General features: G+C 71.5%; 22 protein-coding genes and 1 pseudogene. 6 read left to right on the top strand and 17 right to left on the bottom strand.

The genetic code is table 11. The features are described from left to right. Positions 1-75 precede the first annotated feature (75 nt). Both ACFV6X_RS34710 and ACFV6X_RS34705 read right to left on the bottom strand, forming a co-directional pair. Positions 76-417: a hypothetical protein gene (locus ACFV6X_RS34710; protein ID WP_385390342.1), complete on the bottom strand. Its 342-nt coding sequence runs from the start codon at positions 415-417 to the stop codon at positions 76-78. A 129-nt stretch (positions 418-546) separates the two neighbouring features. Continuing rightward, positions 547-1,500 (bottom strand): ROK family protein, encoded by a 954-nt coding sequence (locus ACFV6X_RS34705; RefSeq protein WP_385390340.1) that lies wholly within the window; start codon positions 1,498-1,500, stop codon positions 547-549. Between the two features lie 145 nt (positions 1,501-1,645). Between ACFV6X_RS34705 and ACFV6X_RS34700 the strand changes: the two genes are divergently transcribed. Continuing rightward, a complete protein-coding gene (locus ACFV6X_RS34700) occupies positions 1,646-2,728 on the top strand; it encodes a LacI family DNA-binding transcriptional regulator (protein ID WP_385390338.1) in 1,083 nt (360 codons plus the stop codon). 82 nt (positions 2,729-2,810) lie between these two features. Here the strand turns inward: ACFV6X_RS34700 and ACFV6X_RS34695 are convergent, their stop codons facing one another. From ACFV6X_RS34695 to ACFV6X_RS34685, 3 genes and pseudogenes are all read right to left on the bottom strand, one after another. Continuing rightward, positions 2,811-3,059, bottom strand: coding sequence for a hypothetical protein (locus ACFV6X_RS34695; RefSeq protein WP_385390336.1), 249 nt, complete (start codon positions 3,057-3,059; stop codon positions 2,811-2,813). Continuing rightward, a pseudogene (locus tag ACFV6X_RS34690) lies at positions 3,053-3,415 on the bottom strand (serine/threonine protein kinase); the annotation flags it as partial. The gene ACFV6X_RS34695 and the pseudogene ACFV6X_RS34690, both read right to left, overlap by 7 nt. Positions 3,416-3,602: 187 nt before the next feature. Continuing rightward, complete coding sequence (locus ACFV6X_RS34685; RefSeq protein WP_385390334.1) at positions 3,603-4,907, bottom strand: DUF6986 family protein; 1,305 nt, start codon at positions 4,905-4,907, stop codon at positions 3,603-3,605. A gap of 195 nt (positions 4,908-5,102) precedes the next feature. Between ACFV6X_RS34685 and ACFV6X_RS34680 the strand changes: the two genes are divergently transcribed. Beyond that, positions 5,103-6,032, top strand: coding sequence for an endonuclease/exonuclease/phosphatase family protein (locus tag ACFV6X_RS34680; protein ID WP_385390332.1), 930 nt, complete (start codon positions 5,103-5,105; stop codon positions 6,030-6,032). A gap of 56 nt (positions 6,033-6,088) precedes the next feature. On the opposite strand, the gene ACFV6X_RS34675 is transcribed toward ACFV6X_RS34680, so the two are convergent. The 4 genes from ACFV6X_RS34675 to ACFV6X_RS34660 form a co-directional block, all read right to left on the bottom strand. Beyond that, a complete protein-coding gene (locus ACFV6X_RS34675) occupies positions 6,089-7,051 on the bottom strand; it encodes an electron transfer flavoprotein subunit alpha/FixB family protein (protein ID WP_365457957.1) in 963 nt (320 codons plus the stop codon). A 61-nt stretch (positions 7,052-7,112) separates the two neighbouring features. After that, positions 7,113-7,898 (bottom strand): electron transfer flavoprotein subunit beta/FixA family protein, encoded by a 786-nt coding sequence (locus ACFV6X_RS34670; protein WP_385390330.1) that lies wholly within the window; start codon positions 7,896-7,898, stop codon positions 7,113-7,115. A gap of 209 nt (positions 7,899-8,107) precedes the next feature. Next, positions 8,108-8,626: a flavin reductase family protein gene (locus ACFV6X_RS34665; protein ID WP_385390328.1), complete on the bottom strand. Its 519-nt coding sequence runs from the start codon at positions 8,624-8,626 to the stop codon at positions 8,108-8,110. A 189-nt stretch (positions 8,627-8,815) separates the two neighbouring features. Then, complete coding sequence (locus ACFV6X_RS34660; protein ID WP_385390326.1) at positions 8,816-9,190, bottom strand: TlpA family protein disulfide reductase; 375 nt, start codon at positions 9,188-9,190, stop codon at positions 8,816-8,818. Positions 9,191-9,564: 374 nt separating this feature from the next. Between ACFV6X_RS34660 and ACFV6X_RS34655 the strand changes: the two genes are divergently transcribed. Beyond that, positions 9,565-10,293 (top strand): lysophospholipid acyltransferase family protein, encoded by a 729-nt coding sequence (locus ACFV6X_RS34655; RefSeq protein ID WP_385390325.1) that lies wholly within the window; start codon positions 9,565-9,567, stop codon positions 10,291-10,293. Between the two features lie 19 nt (positions 10,294-10,312). Here the strand turns inward: ACFV6X_RS34655 and ACFV6X_RS34650 are convergent, their stop codons facing one another. From ACFV6X_RS34650 to ACFV6X_RS34630, 5 genes are all read right to left on the bottom strand, one after another. Beyond that, on the bottom strand, positions 10,313-11,014 hold the full coding sequence (locus tag ACFV6X_RS34650; protein ID WP_385390323.1) for a B3/4 domain-containing protein: 702 nt from the start codon (positions 11,012-11,014) through the stop codon (positions 10,313-10,315). A gap of 13 nt (positions 11,015-11,027) precedes the next feature. Further along, complete coding sequence (locus tag ACFV6X_RS34645; protein WP_385390321.1) at positions 11,028-11,600, bottom strand: transglutaminase domain-containing protein; 573 nt, start codon at positions 11,598-11,600, stop codon at positions 11,028-11,030. 85 nt (positions 11,601-11,685) lie between these two features. Further along, the gene (locus tag ACFV6X_RS34640) at positions 11,686-12,756 is read right to left on the bottom strand and encodes a threonine aldolase family protein (protein ID WP_385390319.1); all 1,071 of its coding nucleotides are present in this window, start codon (positions 12,754-12,756) and stop codon (positions 11,686-11,688) included. Continuing rightward, complete coding sequence (locus ACFV6X_RS34635) at positions 12,753-13,499, bottom strand: SDR family NAD(P)-dependent oxidoreductase (RefSeq protein ID WP_385390317.1); 747 nt, start codon at positions 13,497-13,499, stop codon at positions 12,753-12,755. Before ACFV6X_RS34635 ends, ACFV6X_RS34640 begins: the two co-directional genes overlap by 4 nt. Before the next feature lie 38 nt (positions 13,500-13,537). After that, positions 13,538-14,935 (bottom strand): DUF6421 family protein, encoded by a 1,398-nt coding sequence (locus ACFV6X_RS34630; RefSeq protein ID WP_385390315.1) that lies wholly within the window; start codon positions 14,933-14,935, stop codon positions 13,538-13,540. Positions 14,936-15,182: 247 nt separating this feature from the next. On the opposite strand from ACFV6X_RS34630, the gene ACFV6X_RS34625 reads away from it, so the two are divergent. Continuing rightward, positions 15,183-15,866, top strand: a complete 684-nt coding sequence (locus ACFV6X_RS34625) for a glycerophosphodiester phosphodiesterase (RefSeq protein ID WP_385390313.1) — start codon at positions 15,183-15,185, stop codon at positions 15,864-15,866. Between the two features lie 3 nt (positions 15,867-15,869). Here the strand turns inward: ACFV6X_RS34625 and ACFV6X_RS34620 are convergent, their stop codons facing one another. Beyond that, positions 15,870-16,409: a GNAT family N-acetyltransferase gene (locus ACFV6X_RS34620; protein ID WP_385390311.1), complete on the bottom strand. Its 540-nt coding sequence runs from the start codon at positions 16,407-16,409 to the stop codon at positions 15,870-15,872. A 73-nt stretch (positions 16,410-16,482) separates the two neighbouring features. On the opposite strand from ACFV6X_RS34620, the gene ACFV6X_RS34615 reads away from it, so the two are divergent. Both ACFV6X_RS34615 and ACFV6X_RS34610 read left to right on the top strand, forming a co-directional pair. Next, complete coding sequence (locus ACFV6X_RS34615) at positions 16,483-16,875, top strand: VOC family protein (protein ID WP_385390309.1); 393 nt, start codon at positions 16,483-16,485, stop codon at positions 16,873-16,875. A gap of 159 nt (positions 16,876-17,034) precedes the next feature. Next, entirely contained in the window at positions 17,035-17,799 is a 765-nt protein-coding gene (locus ACFV6X_RS34610) for a VOC family protein (RefSeq protein ID WP_385390307.1), read from the top strand. Between the two features lie 68 nt (positions 17,800-17,867). Here ACFV6X_RS34610 and ACFV6X_RS34605 read toward each other — a convergent pair whose 3' ends face one another. After that, entirely contained in the window at positions 17,868-18,464 is a 597-nt protein-coding gene (locus ACFV6X_RS34605) for a MarR family winged helix-turn-helix transcriptional regulator (protein ID WP_385390344.1), read from the bottom strand. A 119-nt stretch (positions 18,465-18,583) separates the two neighbouring features. Further along, positions 18,584-20,015 (bottom strand): FUSC family protein (locus ACFV6X_RS34600; protein ID WP_385390305.1); only part of this gene is annotated, 1,432 nt, incomplete at its 5' end.

The raw sequence follows: 20,015 nt of genomic DNA, 5'->3' as shown, positions 1-20,015 counted from the left end.
TGTGGGGTGAACACCCGTATGCGCCGCCACCGTTTCCCGGGGGGCGGGCGCCTCGCCGTATGGCTGTCCGCCGCCTCAGTGGCCCTTGTTGCCCTGCTTGCCGACGGCCTTGCCGCCCGGCTTGCCCTTCTGGGTCTGCTTGCCGACGGCCTTGCCGCCCGGCTTGCCCTTCTGGTCCTGCTTGCCGACGGCCTTGCCGCCCGGCTTGCCCTTCTGGGTCTGCTTGCCGTCGGCCTTCTCGCCCTGCTCGCCCACGAGGGCGTTCTTGTCCAGCTGCAGGCTCTCGCTGGCGATGGTGTTGTCGAGCGTCTGGAGGGTGTCTCCGACGTTGATGTTGCTCAGCCCGTCACCCACGGCGTGGGAGGGGGTGACCGCCGCGACGACGAAGCCGGTGGCGAGGGAGGCGATGGCAAGCATGCTGCGCTTCTTCATGCCCCGACCAACTGACGGACCCGGTCCGGGGTCACGCACTCATACCCGTTCCACCGATCCCACTCCTGCCCGTTCGACCGATCCCGGCCCCCGGGTGAACGTTCCTGCCGCCGCTCACACACCCGCCGCCGTGGCCTCCGCCCTCCGGCTCAGCACCGCCGCCGCCGCCCCCACCAGCCCCGCGTCCGTGCCCATCTGGGCGGGCACCACGGTCAGGCGCTGGACGAACGACAGGGTCGCGTAGTCGGCGAGGGTCTTGCGCAGGGGCGCGAAGAGCACGTCACCCGCATTGCCCACTCCCCCGCCGATCACTGCGATGTCGATCTCGACCAGGGTCGCGGTGGCCGCGATGCCGGCGGCCAGGGCCTGGGCGGCGCGTTCGAAGGAGGCCACGGCGACCGGGTGGCCCGCGCGGGCGGCGGCGGCCACGGCCGCGGCGGAGGTGTCGCCGTCCGGACCCGGCAGCCAGCCGCCCTCCAGGGCGCGGCGGGCGATGTTGGGGCCGCTGGCGATGCGCTCCACGCAGCCTCGGGCACCGCACGGGCAGGGGTCGCCGTCGAGGTCCACGCTGATGTGGCCGATGTGACCGGCATTGCCGGTGGGGCCTGGGTGCAGCCGTCCGTTGAGGACCAGGCCGCCGCCGACGCCGGTGGAGACCACCATGCACAGCGCGTTGTCGTGGCCGCGTGCCGCGCCCTGCCAGTGCTCGGCGGCGGTGATGGCCACGCCGTCGCCGATCAGCTCGACGGGCAGTCCTCCGGTGGCAGACCGGACCCGGGACACCAGGGGGTAGTCGCGCCAGCCGGGGACGTTCACCGGGCTGACCGTGCCCGCGGAGGCATCCACCGGGCCCGCGCTGCCGATGCCGACCGCTTCGGCGCGGCTCCACAGCGGAGAGGCGGTGAGCTCGCCGATCACCTGCTCGACGGCCCGCATCACGGTGTCGCCGTCCTTCTGGGCGGGCGTCGGGCGCTGGGCGCGCGCCACGATCCGGCCGCCGCCGTCCACCAGCGCGCCTGCGATCTTGGTGCCGCCGATGTCGAGCGCAGCCACGAGGTCGGTGTGCATCAGTGTGGGATCCCCCGTCAACCTTGGGAAATGGGCTGGCCGGCCCTGCGGTGGGGCGGGGGCCGGGAAGTGCGGGGGACAGTCTCTCCCGCTGCTGACAACGTTGTCCAGGCTCTATGCTCGACGCCACATCCTCATACAAACAATGGACCCACGCATCCCCACGGACCACAGGACAGGACAGCTCACCGTGCCCGAGACCCACCGCCTCGCCGGAAACCGCTACGGAAACCGGCCCACCATGAAGGACGTGGCGGCCCGCGCCGGCGTCGGACTGAAGACGGTGTCCCGGGTCGTGAACGGGGAACCGGGGGTGACCCCGGAGACCGAGCGCCGCGTCCAGGAGGCCATCGAGGCGCTCGGCTTCCGCCGCAACGACAGTGCGCGCGTCCTGCGCAAGGGCCGCACGGCGAGCATCGGGCTGGTCCTGGAGGACCTCGCGGACCCGTTCTACGGCCCCCTGAGCCGCGCCGTGGAGGAGGTGGCCCGCGCGCACGGCGCCCTGCTGATCAACGGCTCCAGCGCCGAGGACCCGGACCGTGAGCAGGAGCTGGTCCTGGCGTTGTGCGCGCGGCGGGTGGACGGGCTGGTGGTCATCCCGGCCGGTGACGACCACCGCTATCTGGAGCCCGAGCTGAAGGCGGGCGTCGCCACGGTGTTCGTGGACCGTCCGGCCGGGCAGATCGACGCCGACGTGGTCCTCTCGGACAGCTTCGGCGGCGCCCGGGACGGCGTCGCCCATCTGATCGCGCACGGGCACCGGCGGATCGGGTTCATCGGCGACATGCCCCGCATCCACACCGCGGCCGAGCGTCTGCGCGGCTACCGGGCGGCCATGGAGGACGCCGGCATACCGGTCGAGGACCCCTGGATGTCCCTGGGTGCCACGGATCCGCTGCGGGTGCGGCTGGCGGCCGAGGAGATGCTGTCCGGCCCCTCCCCCGTCACCGCGATCTTCTCCGGCAACAACCGGGTGACGGTCACGGTGATCCGGGTCCTGGCCGAGCACCCGCGGCAGATCGCGCTCGTCGGCTTCGACGACATCGAACTGGCGGACCTGCTCCAGCCGGGCGTCACGGTCGTCGCTCAGGATGCGGCGGCACTGGGCCGCACCGCGGCCGAGCGGCTCTTTCGCCAGCTGGACGGTTCGCTGATCGTCCCCGAGAAGATCGAACTGCCGACCCGGCTGATCACCCGTGGCTCGGGGGAGCTGCCGCCGGCGGTCTGAGCGCGCGCTCGATCCCGGACGCCTGCACTGCTGGTGCGGTCCGCCCCGCTGACGACAGGAGCGGCCGGTTCCCGGACGCCCGTCACTGCTCAGCGCACCGGAAGTCCGGGCACAAAGGGGCGTCGTTGTCGCCGCCCTGGATGTGGACGGCGCTGACGTAGGCGCCGGCGTCGTCGTCGGCGGCGCGGCCCCACCAGACGTCCGTCCACTGGCCGGAGGTCTCCCGGCGGCCCAGGTGCCGGCAGTAGAAGTAGTTGGTACCCGCGTCGCGGATGCCGACCTCGGTGTGCCGGCGCCTCCCGTCGCACCGCCGCCTCCGGAACCGCCGCACCTGACGTCACGGTGCAGGACCCCGACGCGGCGGGCGGCGGCCGGCGCGTCCATGACCTTGGCGCCGATCCCGGCGGCCTCGCGCGGGTCGAGGGTTCCGCGGTCGCGCAGGACGTCGTCCAGGCAGGGGCCGTCCACCAGCTCCGTCACGATCACCGGACGGCCGTCGACGTCGGTGATGTCGTGCACGGCGACGACACCGGGGGGCCGCACGCGGGCGGCGGCGCGGGCCCACGCCGCATCCGCCGTCGTAGCTCGGCCAGTTCGGGGTCCGGCGGCGCCGGTGGAGGTGCGCAGTTCCTTGACGGCGACCTCGCGGCCGAGGACCTCGTCGGCCGCTCGCCGGACCGCCCCCATGCAGTCCCTGCCGAGCCGCGCCGTCGCGCGACAGCGGCCGACCGGTCCCGTCCGCCTGTCCGTACTACCCCCGAAGACACCGCTGCCCCGTTCTGCGCCTGGTACGACACGTCGATGAGTGCCGTACGGACTACGGGGCAGTGGTGCCGGAGACGGCCTCAGGTGGCGTCCGTGCCAGTCCTGTCGGCTACTTCGCGGACGCCGTCAGGTCGCCCCGCCGGGGCGCCGCGAAGCCTTCCAGGTCGGCCCGGGTCAGTCCGGTCAGCCGCGCCACCTCGCCGATGTCGAGGGCACCGCAGTCCAGGCCGCGCAGCAGGTAGCCGCTGAGGGCCTTCGCGGTGGCGGGCTCGTCCATGACGTCGCCGCCGGCCCGGTTGGCGTAGCGGGCGAGGCGGCCGGCGGCCTGCTCGAAGCCCTCGCGATAGAAGGCGAAGACGGCCGCGTACCGGGTCGGGATGTGGCCGGGGTGCATGTCCCAGCCCTGGTAGTAGGCGCGGGCCAGGGCGCGGCGGGTGAGGCCGTAGTGCAGGCGCCAGGCGTCGTGGACCTTCACGGTGGGGCCGACCGGCAGGACGTTGGTGGAGCCGTCCGAGACGCGTACGCCGGTGCCCGCGGCGGCGACCTGCATGACCGCCTTGGCGTGGTCGGCGGCGGGGTGGTCGCCGGCCTGGTACGCGGCGGAGACGCCGAGGCAGGCGCTGTAGTCGAAGGTGCCGTAGTGCAGGCCGGTGGCGCGGCCCTCCGCGGCCTGGATCATCCGGGCGACGGTGGCGGTGCCGTCGGCGGCGAGGATGGCCTGGCTCGTCTCGATCTGGATCTCGAAGCCGAGCCGGCCGGGCTCCAGGGCGTGCGTCTTCTCGAAGGCGTCCAGCAGCCGGACCATGGCCGTGACCTGCTCCGGGTAGGTCACCTTGGGCAGCGTGAGGACCAGCCCGTCGGGCAGGCCGCCGGTGCGCATCAGGCCGGTGAGGAAGATGTCGAGGGTGCGGATGCCCCGGTCCCGTAGCGGCGCCTCCATGCACTTCGTCCGGATGCCCATGTAGGGCGCCGCCGTGCCGTTCTCGTACGCCTGCGCGATCAGCCGGGCCGCGCGGGCCGCCGTCTCGTCCTCCTCGGCGTCGGGGTGAGGACCGTAGCCGTCCTCGAAGTCGACGCGGAGGTCCTCGATGGGCTCGCGTTCCAGCTTGGCGCGCACACGTGCGTACACGGGCTCGGCGAGTTCGTCGGAGAGTCCCAGGACGGCGGCGAAGGACGCGGCGTCCGGGGCGTGTTCGTCGAGGGCGGCGAGTGCCTGGTCGCCCCAGGAGCGGAGGGTGCCGGCGGCGAAGGCGTCACCGGGTACGTAGACGGTGTGGACGGGCTGACGGGTGCCGGGGTCTCCGGGGTAGCGGCGCTCCAGTTCGGCGTCGACCGGCGCGAGGGAGGCGCTGATCTCCTCGCTCACCGTGCCCGCGAGGCTCGTCGCGACCTGCTCCTGCTGGCCCTGACCCATCCCACACCCTCCTATTTTCCGCTATACGGAATCAACAATCCGTAGAATGAAGTTATCCGGGGACCTTCCGCCGGGTCAACACCCCTTCCTTCTCGGGCCACCCGGGACCTTTCGACATGTTCACGCTCATCTCATGAGGCGGTAGAACACTTCGGTACGCCCACTCCCCTGGCCGCACCGACCGAAGGAGCCCCCGTGCCGCACCGGAGCCGAGTCACCCGCCGCCTGGGCCTGAAGAGCGCGCTGGCCGCAGCGGTCGTCCTGCCCCTCTCCAGTACAGCACTGTCGTCGTCGGCCGCCTCGGCGCAGGAGCGCGACATCGAGCAGCCGGCACGGCGCGCCGACCGCCGGCTGAGGACCATGTCCTTCAACCTCCGCTTCGCGAGCACCACCGAACCCAACAGCTGGGCCGTGCGCAGACCCGTGATGCGCGAGCTGCTGCGCCGCGAGCGCCCGCATCTGGTCGGCACCCAGGAGGGCCTCTACCAGCAGGTGCTGGACATCGAGTCCGACCTCGGCCCGCACCACGACTGGATCGGCACCGGCCGCGCGGGCGGCAGCCGAGACGAGTTCATGGCGATCTTCTACGACACCCGCCGCCTGGCCCCGCTGGAGTTCGACCACTTCTGGCTGTCCGACACCCCCGACGTGATCGGTTCGAACACCTGGGGCGGCGGCTCCATCCGGATGGTCACCTGGGTCCGCTTCCGCGATCTGCGGGACGGCGGCCGGGAGTTCTACCTCCTCGACACCCACCTCGACAACCGCAGCCAGGACGCACGCGCGCGTGCCGCCGCACTGATCGCGCAGCGCATCGCCGGCCTGGACAGCTCGCTGCCGCTGCTGGTGACCGGTGACTTCAACGTCGCCGCGCACAAGAACCCGGTCTACGACACGATGCTGGGCGCCGGGCTCACGGACACCTGGGAGACGGCGGCCGCGCGCGGCGACCTGTACGCGACCTTCCACGGCTACCGGCCGCTGACGCCGAACGGTGACCGGATCGACTGGATTCTCGCCACGCCGGGCGTCACCGTGCACCGGGCGGACATCAACACGTTCCAGGTGGACGGCCAGTTCCCCAGTGACCATCTGCCCGTGCAGGCCACGCTGACCCTGGGATGAGCCGAGGCCCCCGTGACCGGCGACGGTCACGGGGGCCTCGTACAGCCTGCGGGAGATCAGCCCTTGCGGGTCTTGATCTCCTCGGTGAGCTGCGGCACGACGTCGAACAGGTCGCCGACGACGCCGTAGTCGACCAGCTCGAAGATCGGGGCCTCGGCGTCCTTGTTGACGGCCACGATCGTCTTCGAGGTCTGCATACCGGCACGGTGCTGGATCGCACCCGAGATGCCGGACGCGATGTACAGCTGCGGCGAGACCGACTTGCCGGTCTGGCCGACCTGGTTGGTGTGCGGGTACCAGCCGGCGTCCACCGCGGCGCGCGAGGCGCCGACGGCCGCACCGAGCGAGTCGGCGAGCGCCTCGATGAGCGCGAAGTTGTCCGCGCCACCGACGCCGCGGCCGCCGGAGACCACGATGGCGGCCTCGGTCAGCTCCGGACGGCCGGTCGACTCACGCGGCGTGCGCCCGGTCACCTTGGTGCCGGTGGCCTGCTCGGAGAAGGACACCGACAGCGCCTCGACCGCACCGGCGGCCGGCGCGGCCTCGACGGCGGCGCTGTTCGGCTTGACCGTGATGACCGGGGTGCCCTTGCTGACACGGGACTTGGTCGAGAAGGACGCGGCGAACACCGACTGCGTGGCCACCGGACCCTCGTCGCCGGCCTCCAGGTCGACGGCGTCGGTGATGATGCCGGAGCCGATGCGCAGCGCCAGACGGGCGGCGATCTCCTTGCCCTCGGCGGAGGACGGCACCAGCACGGCGGCCGGGGAGACGGCCTCGTGGGCGGCCTGCAGGGCGTCCACCTTCGGGACGACCAGGTAGTCGGCGTACTCGGCGGCGTCGTGGGTCAGCACCTTCACCGCGCCGTGCTCGGCGAGCGTGGCGGCGGTGTCGGCGGCGCCGTTGCCGAGGGCGACGGCGACGGGCTCGCCGATGCGACGGGCCAGCGTCAGCAGCTCCAGGGTGGGCTTGCGGACGGCGCCGTCCACGTGGTCGACGTAGACGAGAACTTCAGCCATGGGACTTCTTCTCTCCTGCTTGCGAAGTGTGAGGGGCGGTCAGCGAAGTCGAGCTCGGAGCTCAGATGAATTTCTGGCTCGCGAGGAACTCGGCGAGCTGCTTGCCGCCCTCGCCCTCGTCCTTGACGATCGTGCCGGCCGTACGGGCCGGACGCTCGGCCGCCGCGTCGACCGTGGTGTACGCACCCGCCAGGCCGACCTCCTCGGCCTCCAGGTCCAGATCCGACAGGTCCCAGGACTCCACCGGCTTCTTCTTCGCGGCCATGATGCCCTTGAAGGAGGGGTAACGCGCCTCGCCCGACTGGTCGGTCACGGAGACCACCGCCGGAAGCTGTGCCTCCAGCTGCTCGGAGGCGGCGTCGCCGTCACGGCGGCCCTTGACCGTGCCGTCCTCGACGGAGACCTCGGACAGCAGCGTCACCTGCGGCACACCGAGGCGCTCGGCCAGCAGCGCGGGCACGACGCCCATGGTGCCGTCGGTGGAGGCCATGCCGGAGATGACCAGGTCGTAGCCCGCCTTCTCGACCGCCTTCGCCAGTACCAGCGACGTGCCGATGGCGTCCGTGCCGTGCAGGTCGTCGTCCTCGACGTGGATCGCCTTGTCGGCACCCATCGAAAGCGCCTTGCGCAGCGCGTCCTTGGCGTCCTCCGGACCCACCGTCAGCACCGTCACCTCGGCGTCGTCGGCGTCCTCCGCGATCTGCAGCGCCTGCTCGACCGCGTACTCGTCCAGTTCGGAGAGCAGACCGTCCACGTCGTCACGGTCGACGGTCAGGTCATCGGCGAAGTGCCGGTCGCCAGTGGCGTCGGGCACGTACTTCACAGTGACAACGATCCTCAAGCTCACGCCGGCTCTCCTACTGCAATCGGTCAATTTCTGGCTGCCTTCTTGCAGGCAGCATAGGCGCCCCTAGCGGCGTATCCCGGTCGGGGCGACTCGCGCTCCGAACGAGATATTACTCGTCAGTACATCCAGTTCGTGCCCGCTAAGCAAGCGCTTTGAACTGTGACCTTCGCAACGCAGCGTAACCGGGACTGGACGGTTCCGCAGGCCGCTCAGTCGCGCAACGCAGTGAAGCGTCCCTGGTGGTAGAGGAGTGGCCGGCCCTCGCCGGCCGGGTCGCCGCCGACGACCTCGGCGAGCACGAGACGGTGATCACCCGCGGGCACGCGCGCGTGTACCTGGCACACCATCCAGGCCAGCACCCCGTCGAGCACGGGAACGCCCTCGGGGCCATCGCGCCAGCCCGTGGGCGCCGCGAAGCGGTCGGCGCCGCTGCGTGCGAAGGTGGCCGCCAGCTCCTGCTGGTGCTCACCGAGTATGTGCACGGCGACATGACCGGCTCCCGAGATCGCCGCCCAGCTGGAGGATCCGGTGCCTATCCCGAAGGAGAGCAGCGGCGGTTCGGCGGAGACCGAGGTTAGGGAGGTGGCGGTGAAGCCGACCGGGCCGGCGGTGCCCCGCGCTGTGATCACCGCCACGCCGGCCGCGTGCCGCCGGAAGACGGCACGGAACAGGTCGGGAGCGGCGGTGTCCGGGGAGGCGGAGACGGCGAGGCCGGGGGTGGCCGTCATGGAGGTGACCTTCTGCGGGCGACGACGAGCGGATCCGGGGTTGTTCAGCATCCCGGACAGCGTGCGCTCGCGGTGCGAACGAGGTCGAGGTGGACCCGGCCGAAGAGAAGGACTTCCGAAGACATAGGGTCAAGCTGACGATAGACGGTGCGCACAGTCAAGTTCGTCCTGTAATACGGGATCCGGGAATCAGGACCCGGACACCCCGGCGCGGACCGCCTGCCCCAGCGCGGCGATCACATCGGCCTTGCGCGGCAGTCCGGCGGCCCGGCGCACGATCCGCCCGTCCGCGTCCAGCACGAGCACGGTCGGGGTCCTGTCGATGTCGAGCGCCCGTACGAGCCGCAACCGGGCCTCGGCGTCGATCTCGACGTGGGTGACACCGGGAACCAGGCCGGCCACCTCGCCGAGGATGCGCCGGGTCGCCCGGCAGGGGGCGCAGAAAGCGCTGGAGAACTGCACCAGCGTGGCGCGTTCACCGAGTTCGGCACCCAGCTCGGCAACTCCGAGCCGCCCGGCGCCGCCCTCGCCGCCCTCGCCGATCGCTTCGTACTCGTCACCCACGCGCGCACACCACCCGGCCCGTCCGAACTCCCGTCATGCCCAGCACAAGCGTGCACGAGAGGGCAAAGATTCCCGCCTCCCGGCGGCCGTTTCGCTGCGAATCGCTGGGATCGGCCTGGGTGTCGGAGTTCGCGTGCCATGCGAGATGTACCTGCTCGCCCAGCAGGTGACCGTACGAGTGGAGTAAAGCCCGCGTAAAAGTACGAGGTGGAAATGTACGCCGACGTGACGAGGATCTCGCGTCGGTAGGGCACGGGGGCTGGCTCCCCGACCGTTCTTGGGGCACGATCTGCGAGATGCCGTAAACCTACGGCTACGTAACTTTCTGGCGGGGAGTACCTCCCCAGGCAGAGCAGGAAGGGTCCACCCCGCCCATGGCAGAACTCGTCTACCGCCCCGTCGTCGGCCTCGCACAGACCCTGTTCAAGGTCTGGGACCTGAAGATCGACTGCAAGGGGTCGGAGAACATCCCGCGCTCGGGCGGCGCTGTGCTGGTGAGCAATCACATCAGCTATCTGGACTTCGTCTTCAGCGGCCTGGCCGCGCTCCCGCAGAAGCGCCTGGTGCGTTTCATGGCGAAGGAGTCCGTGTTCCGGCACCGGATCTCCGGTCCGCTGATGCGCGGCATGCGGCACATCCCCGTGGACCGCAAGCAGGGTGAGGCGGCCTACCAGCACGCGCTGGACTCGCTGCGTTCCGGTGAGATCGTCGGGGTGTTCCCGGAGGCCACCATCTCGCCGTCCTTCACCCTGAAGAGCTTCAAGTCGGGTGCCGCACGGATGGCTCAGGAGGCGGGCGTCCCGCTGATCCCGATGGCCGTGTGGGGCACGCAGCGGCTGTGGACCAAGGGGCACCCGCGCAACTTCAAGCGCAGCCACATCCCGGTCACGATCCGGGTGGGCGAGGCCGTCGAGGCCCCCCGCGACCAGTACGCGGGGGCGCTCACGCGCCGCCTGCGCGAGCGGGTGCAGGACCTGTTGGAGGTCGCCCAGCGCGCCTACCCGGGCCGCCCCCGCGGCGCGGACGACAACTGGTGGCTCCCCGCCCACCTCGGGGGCACGGCCCCGACCCCGGAGCAGGTCCGCGAGGCCGAGGCCCGCTGAACGCCGACGGGCCGGCGGCTCAGCTCGTCGGCTCGGGAGTGTGCATCGTGATGCGGGCGCCGGGGCTGAACTTCTCCAGCAGCCCCGCGAGTTCGGCGGCGGCTCGCTCAGCCTCGGCGACCGGCATCGGTGCCATGGTCTCCAGCAGGAAGACGCCCGAGACGGTCGCCTCGGTGAGCCGGGTGCGCGGGCCCTGGCGCCAGTTCCAGCGGCGACAGGTCACGCCTACGTCGTCGCGCCACACCACCTCGCCGGCGTCGGGACGCTCTACGGCCTCCACGCCGCCGGTGACGGTCACGAAGTCCTCGTCGCCGGTGGCCCGCACGAGCCGCATCCCGCCCTGGATACGGTCGATGTCCTCACCGCCGACCGGGATCAGATGGGCGACGCTGATGGCGTTGTAGACGTCGACCAAGACGTTGATCCGTGGCAGACCGGCATCCGTGAGGGCTCTTTTGGCCAGCGCCTCCGCCGAGTTGCGAGTGCGCGACGGCTTCGAACCGAACGCCGTGTAGACCTCGCGCCAGGCGGCCATGTGCGGGTCCTCGTGCGGGGCGCGCCCGTCCAGGCGTACGGCGAGACGACGGGCCGCGTCATCGAGGAGTGCCGCGCTGCCGTCGGTGCTGGGCCCGTTCACGAGTCCGTGCGCCTCGACGGCGACGTGGGTGAAGCCGGACGCGAGCGCGCGCACCTCGTCGGACACGGTCAACGTGAGAGTCATGGTGCGCCTTGCCTCAGAGTGCGGTGGGGAGGTGCTGCCAGAGGTACGGCCGGTCGGGCGCGGCCCTGAGGGCCGCGAGCACCACCGGATGTGGTGCAGCATACAGGACCGGATGGTCCAACTCATTGGACTTCGGATCGGGCGTGAAGGCCAGGCGCTCGCCGTCCAGCGAGAACTGCGCGTCCACACCCGGCTTGTTGCCGCGAGGGTCCTGCCGATGCCAGGCACCGTCGAAGCGCACGGCGACCAGCCCGTGCAGCACGTCGAACTTCTGGTAGCACAGGGCGGTCGGGATGCCCTCGGCCCGCAGCAGCGCGGCCAGCGCGTGGGCCTTGGCGTAGCAGATGCCCGTGCCCCGCTCCAGCACATCGGACGCGCGCCAGGTGACGCGGGGATCGTCGAAGTCCTCGGAGTGGGTGATCGTGTCGCGCACGAACTCGAAGGCGGACCGCGCATAGTCATACGAGTCCGCCGCAGTCGCCGCGAGGCGGGCGGCCACTTGCCGGACTCGCGGGTGGTTGTGGTCGACGACCTCGTCTGCCGCCAAATAGGCCGACAGGTCAGAGGTTTCCTGGATCAGCTCCATGCCGGCAGAGCATAGAGACGCGGCCACCCGAGCGTCAATGACTTTTCGGGTAGCCGCATATTTATGCAGACGCGTGCCGGACGGCCTACCGCGCCATCTCCTCCTTGAGCGCCGCGACGAACGCGTCCACGTCGTCCTCCGTGGTGTCGAAGGCGCACATCCAGCGCACGTCACCGGCGGCCTCGTCCCAGAAGTAGAAGCGGAACCGCTTCCGGAGGCGCTCGCTCACGTCGTGGGGCAGCCGCGCGAAGACCGCGTTGGCCTGCACCGGGTACAGCAGCTCGACCCCGTGCACGGCCCGGACGCCCTCCGCGAGGCGCTGGGCCATCTCGTTGGAGTGGCGGGCGTTGCGCAACCACAGGTCCCTGGCGAGCAGGGCCTCCAACTGCACCGACACGAAGCGCATCTTGGAGGCCAACTGCATGGACAGCTTGCGCAGATGCTTCATGTGGCTCACGGCGTCCTGGTTGATCACCACGACCGCCTCGCCGAACAGGGCGCCGTTCTTGGTGCCGCCCAGGGAGAGGATGTCGACGCCGGCCGCATTGGTGAAGGTCCGCATCGGGACGTCCAGCGAGGCGGCCGCGTTGGCGATGCGCGAGCCGTCCAGGTGGACCTTCATCCCGTGCGCGTGGGCGTGCTCGCAGATCGCGCGGATCTCGTCCGGCGTGTAGACCGTGCCCAGTTCGGTGGCCTGGGTTATGGAGACGACCTGCGGCATCGCGCGGTGCTCGTCCTCCCAGCCCCAGGCCTGCCGGTCGATCAGCTCGGGAGTGAGCTTGCCGTCCGGAGTGGGCACGGTGAGCAGCTTCAGGCCGCCCATCCGCTCGGGAGCGCCGCCCTCGTCGACGTTGATGTGCGCGCTCTCGGCGCAGATCACCGCGCCCCAGCGGTCGGTGACCGCCTGCAGGGCGACGACGTTGGCACCGGTGCCGTTGAACACCGGGAACGCCTCCGCCGTGGCGCCGAAGTGGCCGCGGACGATGCGCTGCAGGTTCTCGGTGTACGCGTCCTCGCCGTACGCGACCTGGTGCCCGCCGTTGGCCACGGCCAAGGCGGCGAGCACCTCCGGGTGGACCCCGGCGTAGTTGTCACTGGCGAAACCGCGGACCTCCGGGTCGTGATGGCGACGCGCGTCGGTCTTCGCAGGGTTCACGGCTTCTCGGTCAGCCACAGACGTTGTCCGTTCACTTCGGCGGCGGGCTTGTCCCAGACGGCCACGATGGCCTGCGCCAGGTCGTCGACGTCGGTGAAGCCCGCGAACTTCGCGTTGGGGCGGTCGGCGCGCATGGCCTCGTGCACCAGTGCCTTCACCACCAGGATCGCAGCCGCGGCGTTCGGCCCGTGCTCGCCCCCGGCCTTGGCGAAGTAGTCGGCCATGGCCAGGGTCCACGCCTCGGCGGCGGCCTTGGCCGCGGCGTACGCGGCGTTGCCCGCGGTGGGCTTGCTGGCGCCGGCGGCGCTGATCAGGAGGTACCGGCCGCGGTCACTGCGCTGCAGTCCCTCGTGGAAGGCGAGTGAGGTGTGCTGCACGGTGCGGATGAGCAGCAGCTCCAGCAGGTCCCAGTCGTCGAGCCGGGTCTTGGTGAAGGTCTCGCTGCCACGCCAGCCGCCGACGAGATGGACCAGGCCGTCGACGCGCCCGAAGTCCTTCTCGATGCGGTCGGCCCAGTCCTGTGCCGCCTGCCGGTCGAGCAGGTCGACCGTGTCGCCGACGACGGTGGCACCGCCGTGCGCGTAGCTGGCCGCGTCCACGGCCTCGGCGAGCCGCTCCGGATCGTTGTCGGAGGCGACGACGATCGCGCCCGCGTCGGCCAGCCTCTGCAGCGTCGCCCGGCCGGCGGGTCCGCCCGCGCCTGCCACCGCGATCACCGCACCGCTGAGAGCTCCGTTCTGCATGGTCCTCGCCTCCTGAGCAGCGTTGGTGGTGCGGTCGCTCATGCGGCGACCCGCTCGGCGGGGTCCGCCGTGATGCCCCTGGTCGAGGCAATCACGTTCTTGAGCTTCTTGGACAGCGCCTCATAGAACATGCTGAGCGGAAACTCGTCCGGAAGCACGTCATCGACGAGCTTGCGCGGCGGCAGGGTCAGGTCCAGGGCGTCGGGGCCCTTGGCCCACTTGGAGCCGGGGTGCGGGGCGAGGTAGGTGGAGACCAGCTCGTACCCCGCGAACCAGTGCACGAGCTTGGGGCGGTCGATGCCGTCCCGGTAGAGCGTCTCGATCTCGGCGCACAGCTGGTTGGTGACCTGCGGAGCGCGCTCCCAGTCGATGGACAGCTTGTTGTCGATCCAGCGGACGACGTCGTGCTTGTGCAGGTAGGCGAAGAGCAACTGTCCGCCGAGGCCGTCGTAGTTGCGCACCCGCTCGCCGGTGACCGGGAAGCGGAACATACGGTCGAACAGCACCGCGTACTGCACGTCACGGGCCTGTGGGACGCCCTCGCCGGACAGCTTCACGGCCTCCTTGAAGGCGGTGAGGTCGCAGCGCAGCTCCTCCAGCCCGTACATCCAGAACGGCTGGCGCTGCTTGATCATGAACGGGTCGAACGGCAGGTCACCGTGGCTGTGGGTGCGGTCGTGGACCATGTCCCAGAGGACGAATGCCTCTTCGCAGCGCTTCTGGTCGTGGACCAGGGCGGCGATGTCGTCGGGCAGCTCGAGACCGAGGAGGTCCACGGCGGCGTCGGTGACCCGGCGGAAACGTGCGGCCTCGCGGTCGCAGAAGATGCCGCCCCAGGAGAAGCGCTCCGGGGCCTGGCGCACGGCGATGGTCTCCGGGAAGAGGACGGCGGAGTTGGTGTCGTACCCGGCCGTGAAGTCCTCGAAGGTGATGCCGCAGAACAACGGGTTGTCGTATCGGGTGCGCTCCAGCTCGGCCAGCCACTGCGGCCAGACCATGCGCAGCACGACCGCTTCGAGGTTGCGGTCAGGGTTGCCGTTCTGCGTGTACATGGGGAACACGACCAGGTGCTGCAGGCCGTCCTGGCGGTTCGCGGCGGGCTGGAAGGCGAGCAGCGAGTCCAGGAAGTCGGGCACCCCGAAGCCCTCGTCGGCCCAGCGGCGCAGGTCTCGCACGAGGGCCGCGTGGTAGGCGGCGTCGTGCGGCAGGAGCGGGGAGAGCTCCTCGACGGCGCCGACGACCCGTCGTACGGCCAGCTCCGCCTGAGCCACCTCGGGGGCGTTCTCGGCCTCGAAGTCGATCGATCCGTCCTTGGACTGCCATGGCCGGATCTGCTCCACGGCATCCTTGAGCACGGGCCATGCCAGGTGCTCCACCACCCTGACCACAGGAGGAACCTGCTCCTCCGTACCCACCTGCACAAGAATTTCCGTCATGTCCCATCCTCCACGGGAGAACCTCGCGTAAGCAGACCGTATACACACCGAGTTTCACCCAGCAAGGGGCGGCTCGGGAAATTATTCTGTGACACCCCCGCCGTCACCGCATTTTTTCCTGTCGGACACGGCGATGGCGAAGACACGTGGTCCCGTCGTCCCCCTCTGCCCAGAACGGCTCAGGCGATACCTTCCAGGTGGGGCCGCAAGGCCTCCACCGCCGCCGTCGACGGAAGCGAGTCGGACCTTGAACTTCCTCACCATCGGTCACCGCGGAGTCATGGGTGTCGAACCCGAGAACACCCTCCGGTCCTTCGTCGCGGCTCAGGAGGCCGGCCTCGACGCGATCGAGCTCGACCTCCATCTGAGCAAGGACGGCGCCCTCGTCGTGATGCACGACACCGACGTGGACCGTACGACGGACGGCTCCGGCCCGATCGCCGAGAAAACCCTCGCCGAGCTGCGCACCCTGGACGCGGGCCGGGGCGAGCGGGTCCCGGTGTTCGAAGAGGTCCTCGACGCTGTGCGGGCGCCGCTCCAGGCCGAGATCAAGGACGTGCAGGCGGCACGTGCCCTGGCCGAGATCATGCGCCGGCGCGACCTGACCGGGCGGGTCGAGGTGTCCTCGTTCCACGACGAGGCGGTCGCCGAGATCGGCCGGCTGGTGCCCGGCGTACGCACCGCACTGATCGCCGGCCGGTACGGCACCGACGTCGTGGAGCGTGCCGTCGGCGCAGGTGCGGCGACCGTCTGCCTGAACATCCGCCGGCTCACGCTGGAGGTCGTGGAGCACGCGCGCGGGGCGGGCCTGCGGATCATCGGCTGGGTGGTGAACACGCAGGAGCACCTGCGTCTCGTACGGGCGCTGGAGCTGGACGGCGCGACGACCGACCACCCGGAGATCAAACGCACCGGCCGGTTCACGGCGTAGGGGCTACACGAGCTCCTTGACCAGCAGCTCGAAGCGCAGGTCGTCGCGCTGCGGGATGCCGTAGCGCTCGTCGCCGTACGGGAACGGGGTCATCCGGCCCGTACGGCGGTAGCCGCGTCGCTCGTACCAGGCGATGAGGTCCTCACGCACGGAGATCACGGTCATGTGCATCTCCGTGGTGCCCCAGTGCTCATGGACCTGCCGCTCCGCCTCCGCGATGATCACCTTGCCGAGGCCGGAGCCCTGGAGGGTGGGGCTGACGGCGAACATGCCGAAGTAGGCGTGACCGTCACGGCGTTCGAGCTGGCAGCAGGCGACGACGGTGTCGTCCCGCTCCACGGTCAGCAGCCTGCTGTCCGGCGCCTTGATCACGGTCAGCACGCCCTGCGGGTCGGTCCGCTGCCCCCGGAGGATGTCCGCCTCGGTGGTCCATCCGACCCGGCTGGAGTCGCCCCGGTAGGCCGACTCGATCAGGGCGACCAGCGTGTCCACGTCGGCGTCGGTGGCATCGCGGAAGGTCAGTCCGTGGGCGGCGCTCTCCATGAGGTGTCTCTCCGAATTCTCCGGCGCGGCTCGGGCACAGACGAGAGTAATGCTGCCACTAGGCTCCGGGTGCATGGTGCATGTACTGAGCGGACGGATCCTGCTGCGTCCCACCGACCCCGAGCGCTCCCGTGCCTTCTACGGCGAGCAACTGGGTCTCGCCGTCTACCGCGAGTTCGGCACCGGGCCGGACCGCGGGACCGTCTACTTCCTCGGCGGCGGCCACCTGGAACTCTCCGGCCGCTCCGAGAGCCCGCCGTCCCCGGCGGTACGGCTCTGGCTCCAGGTCCAGGACGTGTCCGCCGCGCACGAGGAGCTGCGCGCCAAGGGCGTGGAGATCGTACGGCCGCCGGTCCGCGAGCCCTGGGGGCTGGTGGAGATGTGGATCGCGGATCCGGACGGCGTGCCGATCGTGCTGGTGGAGGTGCCGGCCGACCATCCCATCCGGTACCGGCCGGGCATCTGACACCCCCTGCGCCGGGCGGCCCGGCGGGACGGCTCGGCACACCGGGAGCCGAGCCGTCCCGCCGACGTCCGCGAGCGGGCGCGAGGAGGCCGCCGGATGGCCGCCGCCGGTGGCCGGGGCTAGCGTGCTGGTCGAGGTTCCCCTGCGGAAGGACGTCGGATGAAGCTCCACAAGCCGGTGGTCGGCGGCCCCTGCTGGGCCGAGCTGGGCACGAGCGACATCGGGGAGGCCAAGCGGTTCTACGCCGAGCTGTTCGGCTGGCGGTCCGAGACGGACCCGCGTCAGGAGGCGGGCGGCTACACGGTCGCGCACCTGGGGGACGCGCCGGTGGCGGCGCTGACGCCGCTGTACCAGGAGGGGCAGCCGGTCGCGTGGTCGGTGTCGTTCGCGGTCCGGGACGCCGACGAGACCGCGGGGCAGGTGACGGCGGCCGGCGGAACGGTGCTGATGAGCCCGATGGACGTGTTCGACATGGGCCGCTTCGCGGTGGCCTCCGACCCGTCCGGTGCCGTCTTCACGCTGTGGCAGCCCCGGGCCTTCGAGGGCGCCGGGGTGTTCAACGCGCCCGGCGCGCTGGGCTGGGTGGAGTTGCTCACCCGGGAACCCGCCCGCGCACGCGACTTCTACACGACCGTCTTCGGGTGGACCGTGAACGCCTCCGAGCACTACACGCAGTGGGGCCTCGCCGGCCAGGACTTCGGCGGCATGATGACCATGGACGACAAGTTCCCGCACGAGGTGCCGCCGCACTGGCTGCCGTACTTCGCGGTGGCCGACGTCGACGCCGCCACCGCGACGGCGACCGGGGCCGGCGGCGCGGCCCTGATGGAGCCCACCTCCGTGCCGGACGGTCCCCGGATCGCGGTGCTGCGCGACCCGCAGGGCGCGGTCTTCGGTGTCTACCGCGCGGGTGACGTGGGCTGAGACGACGGCGGGGGGGGTCTGGGGGCCGAGGAGCCATGGGCAGGGCCTCGCCGCGCAAGGCGCGGGAGTCAGCTCCGCAACGCGCCCAGGCGGCCCTCCAGCTGTCCGAGCAACTCCCTCAGCAGGGCCGCGAGTTCGCCCTGCTGCGGCGCATCCAGTCCGGACAGTACGGCGCCCTCGTAGGCGAGCTGCTCGGGCAGGACGGCGTCGACCAGGTCGCGTCCGGCGTCGGTGAGGCGGACGTGGGCGACACGGCGGTCACGGTCGTCGCCCCGCCGCTCGACGAGGGCGCGTTCGGTGAGCTGCTTGAGGCGTTTGGTGACGGCGGCGCCGGAGGAGAAGGTCTCACGGGCCAGTTCGCTGGGGGTCAGCTCATGCCCGGTGCGGCGCAGCGCGGCGAGCAGATCGAACTCCGGCCGGCTGAGCCCGGCCCGCCGCAACGGGGCGTCCTCGGCCTGCTGAAGCAGGGCGGCACAGCGGTTGACCCGGCCGATGATCTCCATGGGGCCGGTGTCGAGATCCGGGTGCACGGTCTGCCACTGGTGGACGACGGCGGCGACGGTGTCACGCCGACCGACACCGCCGAGTGTGTGTCCGGAGGCACCGGCGACGTGTCCGGATTCGCCGGTAAGGCCCGTACCGCCGGTCGGACGGTCGCCGCCGATCTCGCCGGCGTGGCCCGCGACGCCCGCGGCTCCGCCGGCGCTCCCCGCTTCGCCCTCGCCCCGCTGCCCCTGCGTGCCCGCCGCGTCTCCCCCGTCGGCCCCCAGCCCGTTCGTCCCCGTCATGGCTGTGCGTCCTCCGTCGTCTTGCGCGCGTCCCGGTCCAGGAGCAGCCCCTGGCGTCGTACCGTCGCCGCGAGCGTACGGTGTCCTGCCTGCTCGGCGTGGACGACCCGCTCCTGGGGCAGGGCCCGCTGCCACCACTCGCCGGACGCGGCGTCCGCGGTGGCGCGCAGGTCGACGAGGGCGGCGGCGAGGCCCCTGCGGGCGGCCTCGAGCGCGCCGGGGGCGGGCTGCGGCCCGGCCAGCAGGCGGGCGGTGTGCTCGCGCGCCTGTTCGGCGGCGGCAAGGGCCTGTTCCAGACGGGCGCCCGCGCTCCGGTTGGTGACGGCGACCGCGGCGGCGAAGCCGACCAGCGCGCCGACCGAGGTGTCCACGACCCGCTCGGTGATCAGCGCACCGGGATCCTGGAAGCCGGTGAACTCGGTGATGAGCAACGCCATCGGCGTCACGCAGACGCTGCCGAGCCAGTAGTTGCGGCTGATCAGCGCCTCCGCGCCGAAGCTGCAGGCGAGGCAGCACAGCACCAGGGCCGCCGGGCCGAGGTGCGCGAGCGGGGTGAGGGCGGCGAAGACGAGTTCCCCGGCGAGGTTGCCGACGACGCGCTGCACACCCCGGCTCCAGGGGAGGGTGATGTTGGCCTGGTAGAGGGCGGCCGCGGTGACCAGCGCCCAGTACGGGCGGCCGATACCGAGGGCCAGGGAGGCGTACCCGGCGAGGGCGCAGCCCAGAGCGCTGCGGGCGGCGATCGGCCCGAGGGACGCGAGCGCGCGGCGCAACGGCCGGTGCGGTGCCGCGAGTTCCAGGTCCACGCCGAGCAGTTCGTCGCGGTCCGGGTCACCCGCGTACGGCACGGGCCGGGTACCGCGCAGCTCGCGGGCCCAGGCACGCAGCCGTGCGGGGTCGGTGTCGGCGGGCGCGGCGAGGGCGACCTCGGCGCGGACGACGAGGGCACGCAGGGCCCGCCGGGTCTGCGAGCGGTCCGCCGAGCGGGCCCCGGCGGAGAGCAACGTCTGCCAGGCGGCCTGCACGGCGGCGGCCGTGGCGGCCCGGGCCCGGATGTGCCCGTCCCCGGTGCCGCGTGTCCCGGCGTAGGTGGCGGCGGCGTCCAGGGCCTGTGCGGTGGCGCGGCGTTCCGGGCCGTACGGGCGGGCCAGTCCCGGGGCCATGCTGACGAGCCAGGCCCACGCCCCGGCGCCGAGGCCCAGCGCCAGGTGCCCGGGCACCTGGTCGAGGGACTGCGGGGCGAAGAGCGCGGCGGAGCTGACGAAGGTGAGCACGACGTTTCCGGGCGGGCCGATCCGGGTGGCGTCGCACAGCGCCTTCTGCGCGGCGGCCAGGAGGGCGCCGACGGTGACCAGCACGACGGCCTGGGAGGTGAGCGACGCCGTGACCAGCGCGGCCGCGAGTCCACCTCGGCATGCTCGGTGGACT

It is taken from the genome of Streptomyces sp. NPDC059861 (assembly GCF_042731435.1).
Taxonomy (GTDB): domain Bacteria; phylum Actinomycetota; class Actinomycetes; order Streptomycetales; family Streptomycetaceae; genus Streptomyces.
The sequence above is the reverse complement of the archived record's forward strand: the minus strand, read 5'-3'. Positions and strand labels throughout refer to the sequence as shown.

Bases quoted from the DNA above. Each gene is read 5' to 3' on its own strand.
- ACFV6X_RS34710 (WP_385390342.1), bottom strand. From the start codon at position 417: ATGCTTGCCATCGCCTCCCTCGCCACCGGCTTCGTCGTCGCGGCGGTC.
- ACFV6X_RS34705 (WP_385390340.1), bottom strand. From the start codon at position 1,500: ATGCACACCGACCTCGTGGCTGCGCTCGACATCGGCGGCACCAAGATC.
- ACFV6X_RS34700 (WP_385390338.1), top strand. From the start codon at position 1,646: ATGGACCCACGCATCCCCACGGACCACAGGACAGGACAGCTCACCGTG.
- ACFV6X_RS34685 (WP_385390334.1), bottom strand. From the start codon at position 4,907: ATGGGTCAGGGCCAGCAGGAGCAGGTCGCGACGAGCCTCGCGGGCACG.
- ACFV6X_RS34675 (WP_365457957.1), bottom strand. From the start codon at position 7,051: ATGGCTGAAGTTCTCGTCTACGTCGACCACGTGGACGGCGCCGTCCGC.
- ACFV6X_RS34665 (WP_385390328.1), bottom strand. From the start codon at position 8,626: ATGACGGCCACCCCCGGCCTCGCCGTCTCCGCCTCCCCGGACACCGCC.
- ACFV6X_RS34655 (WP_385390325.1), top strand. From the start codon at position 9,565: ATGGCAGAACTCGTCTACCGCCCCGTCGTCGGCCTCGCACAGACCCTG.
- ACFV6X_RS34650 (WP_385390323.1), bottom strand. From the start codon at position 11,014: ATGACTCTCACGTTGACCGTGTCCGACGAGGTGCGCGCGCTCGCGTCC.
- ACFV6X_RS34645 (WP_385390321.1), bottom strand. From the start codon at position 11,600: ATGGAGCTGATCCAGGAAACCTCTGACCTGTCGGCCTATTTGGCGGCA.
- ACFV6X_RS34635 (WP_385390317.1), bottom strand. From the start codon at position 13,499: ATGCAGAACGGAGCTCTCAGCGGTGCGGTGATCGCGGTGGCAGGCGCG.
- ACFV6X_RS34630 (WP_385390315.1), bottom strand. From the start codon at position 14,935: ATGACGGAAATTCTTGTGCAGGTGGGTACGGAGGAGCAGGTTCCTCCT.
- ACFV6X_RS34620 (WP_385390311.1), bottom strand. From the start codon at position 16,409: ATGGAGAGCGCCGCCCACGGACTGACCTTCCGCGATGCCACCGACGCC.
- ACFV6X_RS34615 (WP_385390309.1), top strand. From the start codon at position 16,483: ATGGTGCATGTACTGAGCGGACGGATCCTGCTGCGTCCCACCGACCCC.
- ACFV6X_RS34610 (WP_385390307.1), top strand. From the start codon at position 17,035: ATGAAGCTCCACAAGCCGGTGGTCGGCGGCCCCTGCTGGGCCGAGCTG.